Genomic DNA, 18,197 nt, shown 5'->3' with positions numbered 1-18,197 from the left:
GCCCCGGCGGTCTCCTTCTTTAGCCGGGCCAAAGCCGTCACCCACACGATCCGCCTGAGGGCTCATCTCCTGACACGACACGACGCCGAGAGATCAGCCACCGATGATGGGAGGACCATGCGCTGGGAAAGCGTTTACGTGGCGGCCACGGGATCCTGGCTCCCGGAGCCGTATCCGACACGTGCGGCTGTGGAAGCGGGCAGGTACGACCCCGAGCAGTTCGAGGCCGACGCCCTGCTGTCCATCCGGGTGGCCGACGAGGACGTCGCACCGCCCGACATGGCCGTGCAGGCGGCCACCACGGCACTCAAGCGGTCCGGGCTGGACCCGGAGACCGTGAGCCTGCTGCTGCACAGCTACGTCTGGTTCCAGGGGCAGACCCTGTGGCCGGTGGCCTCGTACGTCGCGGACAAGGCGCTCGGCAGGGACGTCCCCGCGTTCGAGCTCAAGCAGGAGTGCAACGCCGGGACGGGCGCCATGGAGCTGGCCGCCCGCCACCTGGCCACCACGCCCGGTGCCACCGCCGCGATGCTCACCACCGCGGACCGCTTCGGCGAACCGCTGATCGACCGCTGGCGCGACGAGGCCGGCATCGTCTACGGCGACGGCGGCACCGCGCTGCTGCTCTCCAACCAGGGCGGATTCGCCAAGCTGCTGTCGACCGCCACCCGGGCCGACAACTCGCTGGAAGTGGTCACCCGCGGCCCCGGGTTCACCCCGCTGCCCGACGACAAGCCGCTCGGGCTCGCCGAGCGGCTCGGTCACTACCTCCAGCACCACGGCAACCTGCGCGAGGCCACCCAGCGTCTGGTGGGCGTGGCGGTGGCCGCCGTCGACGCGGCGCTGGCCGACGCCGGCAAGGAGCGCGAGGACATCACCTGGGCCGTGATCCCGGCGAGCGGCCGCAGCAAGATGGAGTGGCAGGCCGGCACCGTCCTGGGGCTGGCGGAGGACCGCACCAGCTGGGAGTTCGCCCGGCGCAGCGGACACCTGGGCGCGGGCGACCAGTTCGCGGGGCTCGACGACCTCGCCGAGCGCGGGCTGCTGCGGGTCGGCGACACGGTCCTGCTGATCGGCGCCGGTTCGGGGTTCACCTCCACCTGCGCCGTGCTGGAGATCACCGAGGAACCCGCCTGGCAGAACCCCGCCGCGCACGACGAGGAGGCGCGGTCGTGACCAGCACACTGACCTCCTTTCCCGCCTCGGCCCTGATCGACGACGCCGTCGGGACCGCGACCGCCCCCCGGGTCGACAACGCCGCCGAGGTGTTCCTGACGGCCGCCGCCGCCCGGCACCCCGACGCCCCCGCCGTGCGGGACCGCTACGGCATGTGGACCTACGCCGAACTCGACGCCGCCGCCGACTCCTTCGCCCGGATCCTGGACGGCCACGGCATCAAGCCCGGCGACCGGGTGCTGGCCCGCGTCGGCAGCAGCCGCGAGTTCACCGCCCTGCTGTACGGAACCTGGCGCCACGGTGCCGTCCTGGTGCCCATCAACCCCGGCATGAAGGCCTTCCACCTCCAGTCGGTGCTCGCCGACTCCGAGCCCTCGCTGATCGTCGTCGAGGACGCCGAGCGCGACGGTGCCGACGGGCTGAGCTGGCCGTCCGGGGTGCCGGTCGCCGCCGTCTCCGAGCTGGACCTGTCCGGTCCGGCCGACCCGGCCGCCCGTACCCAGACCGAGGTACCCGCCGACCGGCTCGCCCTGCTCATCTACACCTCGGGCAGCACCGCGGCGCCCAAGGGGGTGGCCTGCCCGCACGGGCCCGTGGCGTTCGCCGCCCGCGCCATCGCGGCACGGCTGAACTACCGGCCCGACGACATCGTGCTCACCGCCGTCCCGCTCTCCTTCGACTACGGCCTCTACCAGGTCTTCCTCAGCGCGCTGGCGGGCGCCGAACTGCTGCTGTCGGGCCCCGCCGACCACGCCCGGCTGCTCGGTTTCGCCCGGGACCACGGGGCGACCGTCCTGCCCCTCGTGCCGTCCCTGGGAGAACTGCTCGTCAAACTCGCCTCCCGCGACCAGCGGCCCACCCGGATCCGCCTGTTCACCAACACCGGGGCCGCCCTCAACGCCCCGCTCATCGCCACGCTGCGGGAGACGTTCCCCGGCGCGTCGGTGGCGCCCATGTACGGCACCACCGAGTGCAAGCGGATCACCATCCTCGAACCCGACGGCGATCTGGCCCGCCCCGGCTCGGTGGGGCCCGCGCTGCCCGGCACCGAGGTGCTCGTCGTCGACGACGACGGACGGCCGCTCCCGACGGGGGAGACCGGCGAGATCGTGGTGCGCGGCCCGCACCTGATGGCCGGCTACTGGCGTTCCCCCGAGCAGACCGCCCTGCGGTTCCGGCCGGGCGCGGACGGCGGCCCGGTCACCCTGCACACCGGTGACTACGGCCGCCTCGACGAGGACGGGCACGTCTACTTCCAGGGCCGCCGGGACGACCTGTTCAAGCGGCGCGGCTCGCGGATGACCTCCGTCGAGATCGAGGCCGCCGTGCTCGACATCGACGGCGTGCGGGAAGCGGCGCTGCTCGTGCCGGAGGACGACCGCGACATGGTCCTCTTCGTCGTCGGCGAGAGCCCCGACGTGAAGGGGGAGCAGGTGCTGGCCCGGCTGGGGGACCGCCTCGAAGCCGCCAAGGTGCCGGACGTCTGCCATGTGCTGGACGCCCTTCCGCTCACCCCCAACGGCAAGACCGACCGCAAGGAGCTGCGCCGGCGGCTCTTGGAGGGCACCCATGTCCACTGACCGCGACCGCACCGGGCCCCCCGGCGACGACCTGACGCTCCGCCGCCTCGTCGAGCAGTACGGCAGCCCCCTCTACGTCTACGACCTGGCCCGGGTGCGCACCGCGCTGGAGGACCTGCGGGCGGCCCTGCCCCAGCCGTCCCGCGTCTACTACTCGCTGAAGGCCAACTCGCACCCCGATCTCGTCGCCGAGCTGCGCCGGGGCGGTGCCCGCGCCGAGGTGACCTCACGCGGTGAACTGGCCGCGGCCCTCGAAGCGGGTCATCCGGCGGCGGAACTGATGTACTCCGGCCCCGGCAAGGTCCCGGCCGAGCTGGACGAGGCGATCGCGGCGGGGATGCGCACCTTCTCCGCCGAGTCCTTCGGCGATCTGGACCGGATCGGCGCCGCCGCGGACGCCCACGGCGTCACCGCGGACTGTGTGCTGCGGATCAACGCGGCCGGGGCGCCGGGCCAGGGCGGCCTGCGGATGACCGGGGGCCCGTCCCAGTTCGGGTTCGACCTCGACGATCTGACCGAGCGCGGGGCCCGGCTCCTGGTGAAGGGCGTCCGGATCATCGGCATGCACTTCTTCCCGCTCACCAACGCCCGGGACGAGGACGGCCTCCTCGCCGAACTGGCCCAGAGCGTGCGTACCGCCGCCCGCCTCCGGGACGAACTCGGCATCCCCCTGCACCTGCTGGACCTCGGCGGAGGCTTCGCCGCCCCGTACGCGACCCCGGGCGAGCGGCCCGCGTACCCCGGTCTGCGGTCGGCGCTGTCCGCCGTGCTCGACGAGAGTCTGCCGGGCTGGCGCGACGGCGAACCGGTGGTCGCCTTCGAGTCCGGCCGCTATCTGGTGGGCGACAGCGGCCGGCTGGTGAGCACCGTCACCGACGTGAAGAACAGCCGCGGCAACACCTACGCGGTGCTCGACTCCGGCATCAACCACCTGGGCGGCCTGTCGGGCCTGGGCCGTCTGCTGCCCCTGTCCGCCCAGCCGCTGTCGGGTCCCGGCCCGGTGGCGGACGAGGCCGGTGACCGGGAACCCGCCCCGGTCACCCTCGCCGGTCCGCTGTGCACCCCCGCGGACATCCTCGCCCGCGCGGCCGACCTGCCGGGGCTGCGCCCGGGCGACCTGCTGGCCTTCCCCAACGTGGGCGCCTACGGACTGTCCGCGAGCCTGCTCGGCTTCCTCGGCCACCCGGCGCCCGCCGAACTCGTCGTGGACGGCGCCGAGACCGTCTCCGCCAGCCGCCTGGCCCTGCGGCGCCACACCGTCTCCCCCCTCACCGCATCACGTACGGAGGACATCACCGCCATGACCGAGACGACCACGGGGACGACGCCCGCCGGCACGGCCGACGAACCGGCCGCGCCCTGGGACCCGACGTACACGGCACTGCTCCAGGAGGCCCTGCCCCGGCTCGCCGCCCAGGGCGAACTGAAGCCCGACACCAGCCTCAAGGCGGCGGGCCTGGACTCGCTCGCGATGGTGGAGGTCCTGGTCCGGGTGGAGGAGACGTACGGCATCGCCGTCCCGGACTCCGAGCTGATGGCCGACACCTTCGCCACCCCCGCCTCGCTGTGGCGCGTGGTGTCCGCCCTGCGCGAGCAGGCCGCGGGCCGTGTCTGAGCAGGGTGCCGGCGACAGGCTGCGGTCCCTGCTGGGCCGCACCGGGCTGAGCGAGTGGCTGGCCGCCGTCTCCCGCGTCGAGGGCGGCGCGGCCGACAGCCTGCTGCGTCACCGCCACATGACACCCACCCCCGCGGCAGGGGTCCGACGGTGTCCGGAGCCCGCGGGCTCCGGACACCGGGCCTGACCGCCGCCGGAACCACATCGGTTCCGGCGGCGGTCGTCCGCCCCCCTTCCGACCGCACACCAGGGCGCGGGCTCGCGCCCGTGATCCCAAGGTGAGAGCAAATGACCACGACTCATGAGCGTCCGGCGGACGCGACGGCCGAGGGGGGTGCAGGGACGGCGAGTCGGCGGGTCGTCGTCCTCGCCTTCCTGACCATCTTCCTCGACGGATTCGACACCGCGTCGCTCGGCTTCGTCGTCCCGACGCTGGCGCGGGAGTGGAACCTGGACGAATCGGCGTTCACCCCGGCGCTCGTCGCCACGAACCTCGGTGTGGTGATCGGTTACCTGTGCTCCTCGCGTGCCGCCGCGCGCTTCGGGCGCAAACCCCTGATCGTCACCGGGACCCTGGTGTTCGCGGCGGGGTCGGCACTGACCGTGCCCGTGGACTCGGTGACGACGCTCGGCGTGGCGCGTCTGGTGACCGCGCTCGGTCTCGGCGCGGTCCTGCCCGCCTGCGTCTCCCTCACCGCGGACCACGTGCCCCCCGCCCGGCGGGAGTCCGCCAGTGTCGGGGTCGTCCTCGCGATCGCCGTCGGCGCCGTCGCCGGCGGCCTCGTCAGCACGCCCCTGATCACCGCGTTCGGATGGACCTCCGTGTTCTGGGCCGGCGCCCTGCTGCCGGCGCTCATGGTGCCGCTGCTGGTGCGGGGACTGCCCGGCACCCCCGCCTCCTCCGTACCGCGCGCGGAGGCGGCGGACCCCTCCGTACGCCGGCTGTTCGAGCGGGGCACCGCCGTGCAGACGGTCCTGCTGTGGTGCTTCGCCCTGCTGATGTACACGACGAACTACGGCCTCCTCACCTGGCTGCCGACCCTGCTCGCCCGGGGGTACGGCTTCACCCCCGAGCAGGCACCGGTGGGCACGTCGATGATCGCCGTGGGCGGGGTGATCGGCGGTCTGGTGATGGTTCCCCTGTGCGCGCGGCTCGGTACGCCGCGCGCCCTGACCGTGATGGCGCTGACGGCCGTCGTGTTCCTCGTCGCGACGGCGTGGGCGGACACCGGCCGCGCGGCGTTGCTGGTGATGCTGGCCGCGGCCGGTGCCGGCATCGTCGCGGGCGTGCTCGGCCAGACGGCCCTCGCGGTGACCCTGTACCCCACCGCGACCCGCACGACCGGTGTCGCCTACGCCGCCGCGCTCGGCCGCACCGGCTCCATCGTCGGTCCGGCGGTCGGCGGCGGGCTCCTCGCCTTGGACGTCCCGGGCCGCGAGATCCTGCTGCTGGCCGCGGTGCCGCCCGCACTGGGAGCGGCGGTCGCCTTCGCCTTCGTCGTACGGGCGCGTTCCACGGCCGTACGCGAGCGGACCTGACGCGCTCCGCCCGGCAGCCTCCGGCTCGCCGCACGTGGGCCCCGGCCTGATCAGGCCGGGGCCCACGTGCGTCCGCGCTCGGACGGCCGGCCACTCGTTCTGCGGGCGGCTCGGTCAGCCTCATGGCGTCGACGCGTGTGTACGTACGTCACGCCACCCGCACGAACGCCCCGGGCGGGGCCGGAGGACCGGCCCCGCCCGGGGAGCTGTGTACCGCGTGGAGAAGGTGTCGTACGAGGGTGTGTCACCAGGTGACGGGCAACGCGGTGATGCCGTGGACGAGCATCCCGGACGGACGGGGCAGCTCCTCCGGCGCCACGGCCAGCTTGAGGGTCGGGAAGCGCTCGATGAGCGTGCCGATCGCTATCTGGAGCTCCAGACGGGCGAGGCCGGAGCCGATGCAGTAGTGCGGGCCGTGGCTGAAGGCGAAGTGCGGGTTCGTCGGCCGGTGGAAGTCGAGGCCGTCCGGGTCGCTGAACTGGCTCGCGTCCCGGTTGGCCGACGCCAGGCCCGGCAGCACGGCGCTGCCCGCCGGAATCAGCACACCGCCGAGCTCGACGTCCTCCGTGGCGATCCGCAGCAGGGCCTCGTCGCCGGGCGGGTAGGCACGCAGCATCTCCTCCATGGCGTTGCCGATCAGCTCCGGATCGGCGCGCAGGGCGGCCAGTTGTTCGGGGTGGGTGAGCAGCGCGACCACGCTGTTCGCGATCTGGTTGACCGTCGTCTCGTGGCCGGCCACCAGCAGGCTGATGCCCAGGAAGATCAGCTCCTCGTGGCTGAGCCGGTCACCGTCCTCGTCGTGGATCTGGACCAGGGCCGAGAGCAGGTCCTCACCGGGGTTCTCGCGCTTGGCCTCGACGAGTTCGGAGAGGTACGTGAACAGTCCGATCTGGGCCTCCAGCATCTCGTCCTTGGTCCGCGAGGTGGTGGCCAGGAAGGCGCTCGCCCAGGCGGCGAACTTCTCCCGGTCGTCGAAGGGCACGCCGAGCAGCTCGCAGATCACGATCACCGGAAGCGGGAAGGCCAGGGCCGGGATGAGGTCCAGCGGGCCCTCCTGCTCGGCCATCGCGTCCAGCAGCGCGTCCGTGTGCTCCTGGATCCGTGGGCGCAGTGCCGCGACCCGGCGGGCGGTGAACTCCCGGGAGACCAGCTTGCGCACCCGGGAGTGCTCGGGCGGGTCCATGTTGAGCAGGCTCTTGAACTTCTGCGGGGCGGCCGCCAGCCGGGGGGCGCCGTCCTCCAGCGTGGCGGCCCGGCTGAACCGCTGGTCCGACAGGACGGTGCGGACCTCGTCGTACGTGGTGACCAGGAAGGCCTGGTCGCCGCTGGGCATCCGCACCTTGGACACGGGGCAGGTCTCCCGCAGGTCCTTGTACACCGGGCAGGCCTGCATCGCGGACGGCCGTTCGAAGGGGTACGGACGTACCGTCTCGTCGTCGGGGGCGGAGTGCGCGGGAGCCGTGTCGGGTGCTGTCTCGGGCTGTGCGGTCATGGTCGTGAGTCCTCTTCGTAGCGCGTCGGAGTCGGGCGGCGTGGGGCGGCCGGGCAGGCCGCGGGGTCAGACGTCGGACGGGTCGGCGCCGAGGCGGGCGGCGGGCACGGGGGGCGCCACCCGCACCTGGGTGCGGCCGGTGCGGTGCGCTTCCTGGAGCGGGTAGTAGATGCCCGCGACGATCCGCCGCTTCAGGGCGTCGTTGGAGCTCACCAGCCGGTAGGCGAGCTTGCGCAGCGCCACCGGCACGGTGCCGGAGAGCGCGAACGCGCGTTCCTGGCGCAACTGCAGGTCACGGGAGCGGGCCACGGCCTGCTCCCGCTCGTGCTGGAAACGCTCGGTGGCCCTCAGCAGCGCCGACCGGTGGTCACCCGAGCCCCGCAGGACGGGAGCCACCAGGGGTGCGAGCATCACGGCGTCGGTGATGGCGTGGTTCACGCCCTGCCCGAGCACCGGTGTCAGCGTGTGCGCCGCGTCGCCGATCAGCACCAGGCCGGGCATGGACCAGCGGGACACGACCGTGGTGAAGATGTCCAGCATGGAGGTGTCGGACCAGCCGGTGACGGACTCCCGCACCTCCTGGGAGATCTCGGGGGCCAGCTCGTCGATCCGCTCGTACAGCGCGGGCAGGCCCTGCCCCCGCATCTCCCGCAGGCCGCCCTTGGGGATGTTGAAGCCGACCCGTACCAGGTCGGGCACGGTGGGGATGAACAGGCCGTGGCGGTTCCCCCGGATCCGTACCCGGTAGGTGTGCGGGTCCCAGGCCTCGGGCACCGGCACCTTGAACCAGACGAAGTCCCGCTCCAGCGGGATCTTCTCGAACGGCAGGCCCGCCATCTGGCGCACCTTGCTGAACCGGCCGTCCGCGCCCACCGTCAGCGCGGCCCGCACCTCGACCTCCCCGTCGGGGCCCCGGACCCGGGCGCCGGTCACCGCCTCGCCGTCCCGCAGCAGTTCCACCGCGGTGCTCCGCCGCAGCAGGGTGAACCCCGGAAGCGAGGCACCCTCCTCGGCCAGCGCCGTCAGCAGCGGGGGCTGCGGAAGCTCCATCGGGTAGCGGCACGGCTGGTCGAACGCGGAGAAGTCGGCGTCCAGCACCACCCGGCCGCCGTCCATGATCTGCATCCGGCGGGTTTCCAGGGTCTGGTCCCGGACCTTGTCCAGGATCCCCAGACGTTCCAGCAGCCACACCGAGTCGGGTGAGATCGACTCACCGCGGAAGGAGCGGTCGAAGTGGCCGCTCTGTTCCACGACGACGACCTCGACCGAGCGGCGGGCCAGTTCGAGGCCGAGTGTCATCCCCGCCGGTCCGCCGCCGATGATGCACACCTGGGTGTGCACCGCCGCGTTCCCGGCCGGCCTGGCCCTGTCAGATCCCGTCACGGGCTGTCCCTCCTGCACGTCGGCCCCTCGTCGGGGAGAAGTCGGCCTCACGGCCCAGGGGGAAGCCCTGACGGTGTCGCGCCCCGTCGGCTGCCTCCCCGACGGCTCCGCCCGGGGCACTCCCGGGCGGAGCCGCACCGCGCCGTGGTGCGGGCCGGCCGGACACGGGGCGGTCCCGGCCGAGGCTCGTCGTACGCGGCGCCGCCATGCTTCGGGCGCCTCCTAAAGCCGGTCTTGCGTCCTTCGCCGCCGCGCGCGCCCACGGGGCCGCCGCACCTGGCGCACAGGGCCGCCGCACCTGGCGCACGGGACTGCCGCACCCGGCCCGCAGGGCTGCCGGACCTTGGCGCACGGGACTGCCGCACCCGGCCCGCAGGGCTGCCGGACCCTGGCGCACGGGACTGCCGGACCCGGCCCACAGGGCTGCCGGACCCTGGCGCACGGGACTGCCGGACCCGGCCCGCAGGGCTGCCGCACGTGGCCCACGAGGCCTGGCGCCCGGGCTTCAGTGGGAATACAGCGCCGTGCCCGATGCTGGCCGTCGCGCGTGACGGTCGGCGGGAGCGTCCCGGCCGATGCGGACACCGCGCCCGCCCGCGTGCCCCCCACCAGCCCGTCCCGGGCAGCCAGCGCATCCTCCACGGCCCTGCGGATCACGGCCCGCAGGCGGGAGGAAGAAGGAAGGAAACATGTTCTCCGCTCTGGGCTCGGCCCTTCACCGCCGAAGGATCGCCGTACTTCTCCTGTCCCTCCTGGTCACCGCCCTGGCCACGGTCTACGGCGGCACCGTGGCGGAGAAACTCTCCAACGGCCTCTCGGACTACGACGACCCGGGCGGCGGCAACGTCGCGGCCCGCGAGATCATCGAACGGGCCACGGGCAGCGACCCCCAGCAGGGCCACGTCCTGCTGGTACGCACCGACGAGCGGGTCGAGGCCACCACCGCCCCGCCGGAGGCGGTCACCGCCGCCGTGGCGCTGCTGCGCTCCCGCCCCGAGGTCGAGTCGGTCGTGGACTACACCTCCCCCGACGGCGCCGCGCTCATCGCCCGTGACGGGCGCAGCACCGTGGTCGTGGGCTCCGTGGGGTCCCTGACGGACGCCGAGAGCGTACGGGCCGAGGCGGAGCTGCAGAAGGCCATCGAGGACGATCCCGCCCTGCGCGGCCGCACCTGGCTCGGCGGCGCCACTCCCGGCCACGTCCAGGTCGCCGAGGTCTCGGACACCGACCTGACCCAGGCCGAACTCCTCGCCACCCCGGTGATCCTGGTGGTCCTCTTCCTGGTCTTCCGAGGGCTGGTCGCCGCCCTGATCCCCCTGCTGGGCGGCATCGTCTCGCTGCTGCTCACCATGGCGGGCCTGCGCGTCGCCACCGAGTTCATGAACGTCTCCACCGGCGCCATGAGCCTCGCCTTCGCCCTGGGGCTCGGCCTGTCCATCGACTTCGGCCTGCTGCTCGTCTCCCGCTACCGCGAGGAACTGGCGGAGCGGGGACCGGGCGCGGAGGCGGTGCTGCGCACCGTCGCCACCGCGGGCCGCACCGTTCTGTTCAGCGCCCTCACGGTGGCCGCGGCACTCGCCGCGCTGACCGCGTTCCCGCAGCCGTATCTGCGGTCCATGGGGCTGGCCGGCGTCATCACCGTGGTGTCCGCCGCGCTGTTCGCCCTGCTAGGGCTGCCCCCGCTGCTGGCCGTCCTGGGCAGGCGGGTCAACTCCCTCGCCCCGCGCGGCTGGCAGCGTACGGCCGGTGCCGCGGGGGCCACCGAAGGGCGCTGGTACCGCCTGGCGCAGACCGTGATGCGCCGCCCGGCGGTGTTCGCGCTGCTGGCCACGGCCGTGCTGCTGGTGATCGCCTCGCCGCTGCTGGGCGTCCGCTTCACCGGCGTGGACCCCACGCTCCTGCCCGAGGAGACCAGCGCGGGCAAGGTGGCCGCGGTGCTCGACGAGGAGTACGACTCCCGGGCCACCTCACCCCTGCAGATCGTCCTGGAGACCGGCGGCGCCCCGGACACCTCCCGGCTCGGTGACTACACGGAACGGATCGGCGCCGTACCCGGCGTCGAGGCGGTGGGCACCCCCGTCGAACTGGACGACCGGCACTGGGAGATCGACGCCGTCCTCACCGAGGACCCCCTGGCCGACACGTCCCTGGACGCCGTCGACGCCGTCCAGGACCTGGCCGCCCCCTACTCAGCCCGCTACACCGGCCGGACGGCGGACTTCCTGGCGCAGCGTCAGAGCATCGGCGACAGCCTGCCCCTGGCCGGCGGCATCCTGGTCGGTGTCACCCTGCTGCTGCTCTTCGCCTTCTCCGGCTCGGTGGTGCTGCCGCTGAAGGCCCTGCTGATGAACCTGCTGTCCACCGGCGCCGCGTTCGGCTTCCTGGTGTGGGTCTTCCAGGACGGCAATCTCGGATTCTCCGCGCAGACAGGGCTGGAGGCCACCACGCCCGTCCTGGTCTTCGCGCTCGCCTTCGGACTCTCCACGGACTACAACGTCTTCCTGCTGAGCCGGATCAAGGAGGCCCGGGCGCAGGGCCTGGACAACCGTGAGGCGGTGGCCCAGGGGCTGGCCCGCACCGGGGGGATCGTGACCTCGGCGGCCGTCCTGTTCTGTGTGCCGGTGGGCGCGCTGGCGATGTCCCGGCTGGTGTTCATCCAGGAACTGGGCCTGGGCGCGGCGTTCGCCGTCCTCGTCGACGCGACCGTGGTCCGCGCCTTCCTCGTCCCCTCCCTCATGGCCCTCCTCGGCGCCGCCAACTGGTGGGCCCCGTCCCCCCTGCGCGCCCTGCACCGCGCGCTGCGCCTCGACCGGATGGAACACTCCACCGCCCCCGCCCCCGCCCCCGATCCCGCACCCGCTCAGGCTCCGGAGGCTCCGGACAAGACCTCCGCACCCGTCGCCTGACGGTCCGCGGCCGGGCGGCGCGACTCGGGTCCGGGGCCGTAGGAGGCCCCGGACCCGAGCGCCTCGTGATCAGCGAAGAACCCACGCGTCCACGACGACGAAAGGCCGCCCGCCCATGCCGAAGGTCACCGAGGCCCATCGAAACGCCCGGCGCCGGCAGATCCTGGACGCCGCCCGCTCCGTGTTCGCCGAGAAGGGGTTCGTGCGGGCCTCCACCGGCGACATCGTCGCGCGGTCCCGACTGTCGAGCGGGGCGATCTACAGCTACTTCCCGAGCAAGGACCACCTCGTGCAGGCGGTGTGCGAGGACACCATCCACCGGGCGCTGGACCACGTCACCTCGCCGGACCTGTCCGCGTCGCCGGAGCGTGTCCACGGCACGGGTGACGGGCGGGAGCACGCGCGGCTCATGGCACAGATCTGGGGCGAGGCGGCCGTCTCCCCGAGCCTGGCGGAACAGGTCCGCCGCCACCTGGCCACCGCCCACGCGAAGGCCGCCGACCTCATCCGCGACGAACGCACCGGGCACGGACTCTCCGACGACCCGCACGCCACCGGCGCGGCGAACGTGCTCCTGGCCCTCCTCACCGGATACACCCTGCGCCTGGCCATGGGCGACGACGCCGACCCCGACGAGTTCGGCCGGGCGATCCACACGCTCATCAAGACGCCCTGACGGCCGGTGCGGGGCCCCAGCCGGACCCCTCGTGACAAACTGGGGTGGCCGTACGACGTCCCCGCCCCGCCCCCGTACCTCCGAGGTTGTCCCGTGACCAAGCCCGTGGCCCGCGAGCCGCTGCGCCGTAATTCGCGGTCCAACCGGGCGCGCATCCTGGCCACGGCCCGTGAGGAGCTGGGCCGCGACCCCGACATCACGCTGGAGGAACTGGCGCGGGCCGCCGGGGTCGTGCGGCGCACCCTCTTCGGTCACTTCCCGGGGCGGGCGGCGCTGTTGGAGGCCCTCGCCGAGGAGGCCGCCGAGACCTTGCGGACCACGGTGGCGGCCGGACCGGACCCGGCGGAACCCGCGGAGCGGGCGCTCGCCCAGTTCGTGTTCTCCCTGTGGCCGGTGGGGGACCGCTACCGCATGCTGCTGGCGCTGGCCCGGCGGGACCTCGGCTCCGAGCGCGTCGCCGAGGTGCTGGCACCGGCCCGTGCGGCCGCCGCGACCATCCTGGAGCGGGGGCAACGGGACGGGGTCTTCCACTCCCACCTGCCGCCCGCCGTGCAGAGCGCCGGCCTGGAGGCGATGCACGTCGCGCTCCTGGAGGCCGTCAACACCGGCGCGCTGGAGGACGACGGGCGCCTGATCGCCACCGCCACCCTCATCGCGGCCGGCGTCCCCGAGAGGCGGGCGAGCGCGGTGGTCGAGGAGGTCGCGGCACGGACGCGCCCGGTCCCGGCCGAGGACGCCTGAGGCTGCGGCCCTGTCCCGCCCTGTCCTGTCCCGTCCCGCCCTGTACCCGTCCCACGACGACTGACAGGGCTGCCCCCACCCCGATGTGAGTCCCCGTCAGGGGCGGCCGGCGGGTTCGAGGGGTTTCGGCGCCCGCGCCCCGGTCACCCGCACGAGGTCGGACCGCGGACCTTCGCGGCGGCGGTGTCGGGCGCCACTCCGACGGCGACCAGGGCGGCGAGGGCGGCGCCCGTGCCGTCGTCGGACCAGACACCGCGGTCGACGCAGTCGAGCAGGGTGAACAGCTGGGCCTCGACGGCCCGGCCGAGCGGACCGGGCGGGACCGTGGTCGGGAAGGTGCCCTGCCGCTGACCCTCGGCGAGGACGCGGGTGACCGAGTCACGCAGCGGGGCCAGCAGTTCGTCCACGCGGTCGGCGCCGAGCCCCTGGCGGACCGGCCGGACGAGAGAGCGGAACCGGTCGCCGACCGGCCACACGGCGAGAACGAGCCGCGCCAGGTCGGCCGCGGCGTCCCCGGTCGCGGCCGGGACGCCCAGGACGGCGAGCCGGACCGCCTCCGCGGCCTCCGCCGCCAGCCCCTCGACCAGCGCGGCGCGGCCCGGGAAGTGGGCGTGGACGGTGCGCCGGGCGACACCGGCGGCCCGGGCGATGTCTTCGAGACGGCTGCCGGGGTCCCGGGTCAGCTCCCGCCGCGCCGCCTCCAGGATCCGGGCGCGGGTGGCGTGTGCGTCACGGCGCCGTGCCGGAAGGGGCGTCGGGCGCGGAGGCTGAGCCGGCCGGGCGGTCACACGGCACCTCGGAAGGGACGGGGGAGGGAGTCACCGCGATAGTTGCACACTGATGGGCAATAAACTAACCTGCACATCGATGGGCAATTAAGTGATGCCGCCCGTCCTCCCGTCCCCCTAGGAGCTTTCGATGCCCTTCCTCGCGACCACCCCCGTGGAGAAGACGACCGGGCCGTACGCGCGGCGCTGGTGGGCGCTGCTCGTGCTGTGCCTGAGCCTGCTGATCGTGGTGATGGCGAACACGTCACTGATCGTGGCCGCCCCCGACATGACCACCGACCTGGGCCTGAGCAGCAGTGACCTGCAGTGGGTCGTGGACGGCTACACCGTCCCGTACGCGGCGCTGATGCTGGTCCTCGGTTCGATCGGCGACAAGTACAGCCGGCGCGGGGCGCTGGTCACCGGTCTGGTGATCTTCGCGGGCGGTTCGGTGATGGGCAGCCTGGTCGACGAGACCTCTCTGGTCATCGCCGCCCGCGCGATCATGGGCGTCGGCGCCGCGGTCGTGATGCCGGCCACGCTGTCGCTGCTGGTCGCGACCTTCCCCCGGAGCGAGCGGGTCAAGGCCATCACCGCCTGGACCGCCACCTCCGGCCTGGCGATCGCCGTCGGCCCGCTGGTCGCCGGCTGGCTGCTGGAGGACCACGCCTGGGGCTCGACCTTCCTGATCAACGTGCCCATCGCCGTGGCCGCCGTCGTCGGCGCGCTCGCCCTGGTGCCGCCGTCGAGGGCGGAGGGCATGGGCCGGATCGACTACGTCGGTGGTCTGCTGTCGATCGTCTCCGTCGGCTCCCTGGTGTACGCGGCCATCGAGGGCCCGCACTTCGGCTGGGGCGTCGGCCCCGTCACCGCGGCCGTGGTCGCCGGTGCCGGTCTGCTCGCCTTCGTCGCCTGGGAGCTGCGCCACCCGCACCCGATGCTGGACGTCCGCAGGTTCGCGCTGCGGCCCTTCGGCGGCTCGATGCTCGCGGTGCTGTTCTTCTTCTTCGGCACCTTCGGCGCGATCTACTACTCCACCCAGTTCCTGCAGTTCGTCCTCGGCCACGACGCCCTGGACACGGGTGTACGGCTGCTGCCCCTGGCCGGCGCGGTCTTCCTCGGCGCCGTGGTGACCGGGAAGCTCACCCCGAAGCTGGGCGTGAAGGCCATGGTCGTGGCCGGCATGGTCGTCGGCACGGCGGGCGTGTTCCTGCTCACCCGGATCGACGAGGGCTCGACGTACGGCGACTTCCTGGCCCCGATGACGATGCTGGGCTTCGCGATCGGGCTGAGCGTCTCCCCGGCCACCGACACGATCATGGACTCCTTCCCCGAGTCCGAGCTGGGTGTCGGCGGCGGTGCCAACGACACCGCGCTGGAGCTGGGCGGGGCGCTGGGCATCGCGGTGCTGGGCTCGCTGCTCGGCACGGCCTACCGGGACGAGCTGACCGACCTGGTCGGCGACCGGCTGCCGGCGGCCGCGATGCAGACCGCGCAGGACTCGGTGGGCGGCGGACTGGCCGTCGCCGAGCGCGTCGCCCAGGACCCCTCCGCCGGCCCCCGGCAGGCCCAGGCGATCGTGGACGCCGTCCACCAGGCCTTCGCCCACGGCGTCGCCCAGACCAGCCTCGTCGGCGGGATCATCATGGCCGCCGGCACGGTGATCGTCCTCGCGGTCCTGCCGGGCCGCCGCGCGTTCGGCGGGAAGGCCGAGCAGGAGGCCGAGGCGGCGACGGGCGAGAAGCGCGCGGCGGAGCACGCCGAAGCCGTGCGGTAGAGCGGCCGGCCCGCCTCCCGCGCCCGGTCAGGGCGCGGGTGGCAGCCCCCGTCGCACCGCGGCGAGCCGGAGCGCCTCGACCAGGGCCGACGTCCGGGGCTGCGGGCCGGACGGCGAGGCCGGCCAGACCGCCGCGATACGGCGATGACCGGCGACCGGGACCGTCGGGAGGGCCACGGTCTCCGGCGGGGCGTCGGTGAGGGCGAGCGTGGGGACGACGGCCGCGCCGAGGCCCGCCCGGACCAGGGCGAGGGCCGTCGGGAACTCCAGGGCCGTGTGCGCGCGGCGCGGGGTGAAGGCGTACTGGGCGGAGATACGGGCCAGCGCGCGACCGCAGGCGGTGCCGGGCGGGGCGGTGACCCAGGGGCGCCCGGCGAGGTCCCTGACCGAACGGGGCGGCGGCGACCAGTCGGCGGGGGTGATCACGCGGTACGCGTCGTCGGCGACCGGCGCGGACGCCAGGTCGCGCCACTGCTCGTCCGGGTCGGGATCGTCACCGTCGTACTCGACGACCAGCAGGTCCAGCCCTCCGGTGCGCAGATCGCGCAGGGCCTCGGCCCCCTCGGCCTCCACCACCCGCGGTTCCAGCCCCGGATGGGTGCGGGCGAGGGCGCCGAGGGCGGGGACGAGCAGATGGCACACCGCGGAGGAGAACGCGGCGACCGTCACCGGCCCCGTCGAGCGGCCGGTCAGTTCGGCCAGTTCCCGGCGGGCCTCGGCCAGTTCCTGCTCGATGCGCTCGGCCCGCGCCGCCAGCAACCGCCCCGCCGGGGTCAGTCCCGCCCGGCGCCGCGAACGGTCCACCAGCGGCTGCCCCACCTCCCGCTCCAGCTGCGCCAGATGCTGCGAGACGGCCGAGGGCGTCAGATGCAGCACCTTCGCCGCGTCCACCACCCCGCCGCGCAACGCCACCGCACGCAGGACGCGCAGCCGGCGAGGATCCAGTTCCATAAGCCGTACTGTAGTGCCGCTTCAGTAAATCTCGCTTGTGGTGAAGTCGTACTGCAGGGAGGATCGGGTCATGAGCGAGCACAGCGACGACCAGGGCGGGAGCGCCGTACGGCGCGGCGACGGCGACCGGAGCGGCACCGGCGGGCAGTGGCGGATCCGGTTCGACGCCGAGGTGGTCTTCGGCAACGGCGGCGGGCTGGAGACCCGGGGCTTCCTGCTGGACGTACCGGACGCGGAGATCGGTGACGGCGAACTGGCCGAGCTCTTCGTCCGGCACCTCGGGCTGCTCATGGTCGACAAGGTGCACATCAGGAGCCGGGAAGCGGTACGGGAGCCGCACAAGGGGTCACGCGGGGTGACGGACACCGCGGGCGGGCCGCGCGAGTCCGTACGGGGGCAGGGCGCCCGCCGGATCGTCGACCTGAGCCACACCATCCGGCACGGCATGACCACCTACCCCGGGCTCCCCGGCCCCGAGATCGGCGAGCACCTCACGCGCGACGCCTCACGGGAGGTCTACGCGCCCGGCACCGAGTTCGCCATCGGCCGTATCTCGATGGTGTCCAACACCGGCACCTACCTCGACAGCCCCTTCCACCGCTTCGGCGCCGGACACGACCTCGCCGCGCTGCCGATCGACAGGTTCACCGACCTCGACGGCGTCGTCGTACGCGTCCAGGACACCGGGGGCCGGGCGGTGGACCGGGAGGCGCTGCTGCCGTACGACGTCCCGGGGCGGGCCGTGCTGATCCACACCGGCTGGGACCGGCACTGGGGCACGGACCGGTACGGGCACGGCCACCCCTACCTCACCGCCGGCGCCGTCGCCCTGCTCGTCGAGCGGGGAGCCGCCCTCGTCGGCATCGACTCCCTCAACATCGACGACACCGACGACGGCACCCGCCCCGCCCACACCGGCCTGCTCGCCGCCGGCATCCCCGTGGTGGAACACCTGCGGGGCCTGGACCGACTGCCCCCGCGGGGCTTCCGGTTCCACGCCGCGCCCCCGGCCGTCGAGGGCATGGGCACGTTCCCGGTACGGGCGTACGCCCTTCTCGACGACGACGGCGACACCAACGACGACCACGAGCCCGGCGCGGACCCTGCCTAGGCTGCCTCCATGACCGATCTCGACATCAGGCGCCTGGACGCCACCGCGAGCGACGAGGACCTCGAAGCCTGGCGGTACGTCCACAACACGATCATCCCCCCGCATCAGCTCTCGCTCGACGACGTGCGGCAGCGGGCCGCGCGCAACGACCTGGAACTCGCGTACGCCGACGGCGTTCTCGTGGGCAACTCCACGGTCCGCCCTCCCGGCCCGGACACGGCGACGGCCATGGTCATCGCGCGCGTGCTCGCCGAACACCGCCGGCGCGGATTCGGCGAGCGGCTGTACGAGCGGGCGGTGCGGCGGGCGCGGGAGCTGGACGCCCGGGTGATCGAGACCTGTGTCCTCGCGTCCAACGAGGACGGCCTGCGGTTCGCGCTCGGCCACGGATTCGTCGAGACCGAGCGCTACCTGCTGGACGGGGACACGATCCCGTACATCGACCTCAGGCTCCAGGAGACGGTGCCGGGCGACACTCCCTAG

The 18,197-nt window shown here is 73.8% G+C and carries 15 protein-coding genes; 11 read left to right on the top strand and 4 right to left on the bottom strand.

What is annotated here, in order from left to right; genetic code table 11:
- Positions 1–117 precede the first annotated feature (117 nt).
- From H4687_RS15185 to H4687_RS15165, 5 genes are all read left to right on the top strand, one after another.
- Complete coding sequence (locus H4687_RS15185; RefSeq protein WP_046914216.1) at positions 118–1,176, top strand: ketoacyl-ACP synthase III family protein; 1,059 nt, start codon at positions 118–120, stop codon at positions 1,174–1,176.
- Positions 1,173–2,756 (top strand): class I adenylate-forming enzyme family protein, encoded by a 1,584-nt coding sequence (locus tag H4687_RS15180; protein ID WP_046914215.1) that lies wholly within the window; start codon positions 1,173–1,175, stop codon positions 2,754–2,756. The genes H4687_RS15185 and H4687_RS15180 overlap by 4 nt, the downstream gene beginning before the upstream one ends.
- Complete coding sequence (locus H4687_RS15175; RefSeq protein WP_046914214.1) at positions 2,746–4,371, top strand: phosphopantetheine-binding protein; 1,626 nt, start codon at positions 2,746–2,748, stop codon at positions 4,369–4,371. Before H4687_RS15180 ends, H4687_RS15175 begins: the two co-directional genes overlap by 11 nt.
- Positions 4,364–4,558 carry a hypothetical protein gene (locus H4687_RS15170; RefSeq protein WP_050398256.1) on the top strand — a complete coding sequence of 65 codons (195 nt, stop codon included), beginning with the start codon at positions 4,364–4,366 and terminating at the stop codon, positions 4,556–4,558. The genes H4687_RS15175 and H4687_RS15170 overlap by 8 nt, the downstream gene beginning before the upstream one ends.
- A gap of 101 nt (positions 4,559–4,659) precedes the next feature.
- Positions 4,660–5,910 (top strand): MFS transporter, encoded by a 1,251-nt coding sequence (locus H4687_RS15165; RefSeq protein ID WP_050398257.1) that lies wholly within the window; start codon positions 4,660–4,662, stop codon positions 5,908–5,910.
- 244 nt (positions 5,911–6,154) lie between these two features.
- Here H4687_RS15165 and H4687_RS15160 read toward each other — a convergent pair whose 3' ends face one another.
- Both H4687_RS15160 and H4687_RS15155 read right to left on the bottom strand, forming a co-directional pair.
- Entirely contained in the window at positions 6,155–7,402 is a 1,248-nt protein-coding gene (locus H4687_RS15160; protein WP_046919511.1) for a cytochrome P450, read from the bottom strand.
- Positions 7,403–7,468: 66 nt separating this feature from the next.
- A complete protein-coding gene (locus H4687_RS15155; RefSeq protein ID WP_233443356.1) occupies positions 7,469–8,785 on the bottom strand; it encodes an FAD-dependent monooxygenase in 1,317 nt (438 codons plus the stop codon).
- A 689-nt stretch (positions 8,786–9,474) separates the two neighbouring features.
- Between H4687_RS15155 and H4687_RS15150 the strand changes: the two genes are divergently transcribed.
- The 3 genes from H4687_RS15150 (at position 9,475) to H4687_RS15140 (ending at position 13,108) form a co-directional block, all read left to right on the top strand.
- A complete protein-coding gene (locus tag H4687_RS15150; protein WP_050398258.1) occupies positions 9,475–11,691 on the top strand; it encodes an MMPL family transporter in 2,217 nt (738 codons plus the stop codon).
- A gap of 115 nt (positions 11,692–11,806) precedes the next feature.
- On the top strand, positions 11,807–12,367 hold the full coding sequence (locus H4687_RS15145) for a TetR/AcrR family transcriptional regulator (RefSeq protein WP_046919715.1): 561 nt from the start codon (positions 11,807–11,809) through the stop codon (positions 12,365–12,367).
- A 93-nt stretch (positions 12,368–12,460) separates the two neighbouring features.
- Positions 12,461–13,108, top strand: coding sequence for a TetR family transcriptional regulator (locus tag H4687_RS15140; RefSeq protein WP_046919714.1), 648 nt, complete (start codon positions 12,461–12,463; stop codon positions 13,106–13,108).
- A gap of 143 nt (positions 13,109–13,251) precedes the next feature.
- Here the strand turns inward: H4687_RS15140 and H4687_RS15135 are convergent, their stop codons facing one another.
- Complete coding sequence (locus H4687_RS15135) at positions 13,252–13,896, bottom strand: TetR/AcrR family transcriptional regulator (RefSeq protein WP_046919713.1); 645 nt, start codon at positions 13,894–13,896, stop codon at positions 13,252–13,254.
- A gap of 130 nt (positions 13,897–14,026) precedes the next feature.
- On the opposite strand from H4687_RS15135, the gene H4687_RS15130 reads away from it, so the two are divergent.
- Complete coding sequence (locus H4687_RS15130) at positions 14,027–15,652, top strand: MFS transporter (RefSeq protein WP_046919712.1); 1,626 nt, start codon at positions 14,027–14,029, stop codon at positions 15,650–15,652.
- A 27-nt stretch (positions 15,653–15,679) separates the two neighbouring features.
- On the opposite strand, the gene H4687_RS15125 is transcribed toward H4687_RS15130, so the two are convergent.
- The gene (locus tag H4687_RS15125) at positions 15,680–16,603 is read right to left on the bottom strand and encodes a LysR family transcriptional regulator (protein WP_046919711.1); all 924 of its coding nucleotides are present in this window, start codon (positions 16,601–16,603) and stop codon (positions 15,680–15,682) included.
- Positions 16,604–16,673: 70 nt separating this feature from the next.
- On the opposite strand from H4687_RS15125, the gene H4687_RS15120 reads away from it, so the two are divergent.
- Together H4687_RS15120 and H4687_RS46400 are read left to right on the top strand one after the other, a co-directional pair.
- A complete protein-coding gene (locus H4687_RS15120) occupies positions 16,674–17,714 on the top strand; it encodes a cyclase family protein (protein WP_078907161.1) in 1,041 nt (346 codons plus the stop codon).
- Between the two features lie 9 nt (positions 17,715–17,723).
- On the top strand, positions 17,724–18,197 hold the full coding sequence (locus H4687_RS46400; protein ID WP_046919710.1) for a GNAT family N-acetyltransferase: 474 nt from the start codon (positions 17,724–17,726) through the stop codon (positions 18,195–18,197).

Origin of the sequence: Streptomyces stelliscabiei, from assembly GCF_014873495.1 — a bacterium.
GTDB classification, from domain to species: Bacteria; Actinomycetota; Actinomycetes; order Streptomycetales; family Streptomycetaceae; genus Streptomyces; species Streptomyces bottropensis.
Note: the sequence above shows the minus strand (reverse complement) of the source record. Positions and strands in the feature narration are given on the sequence as shown.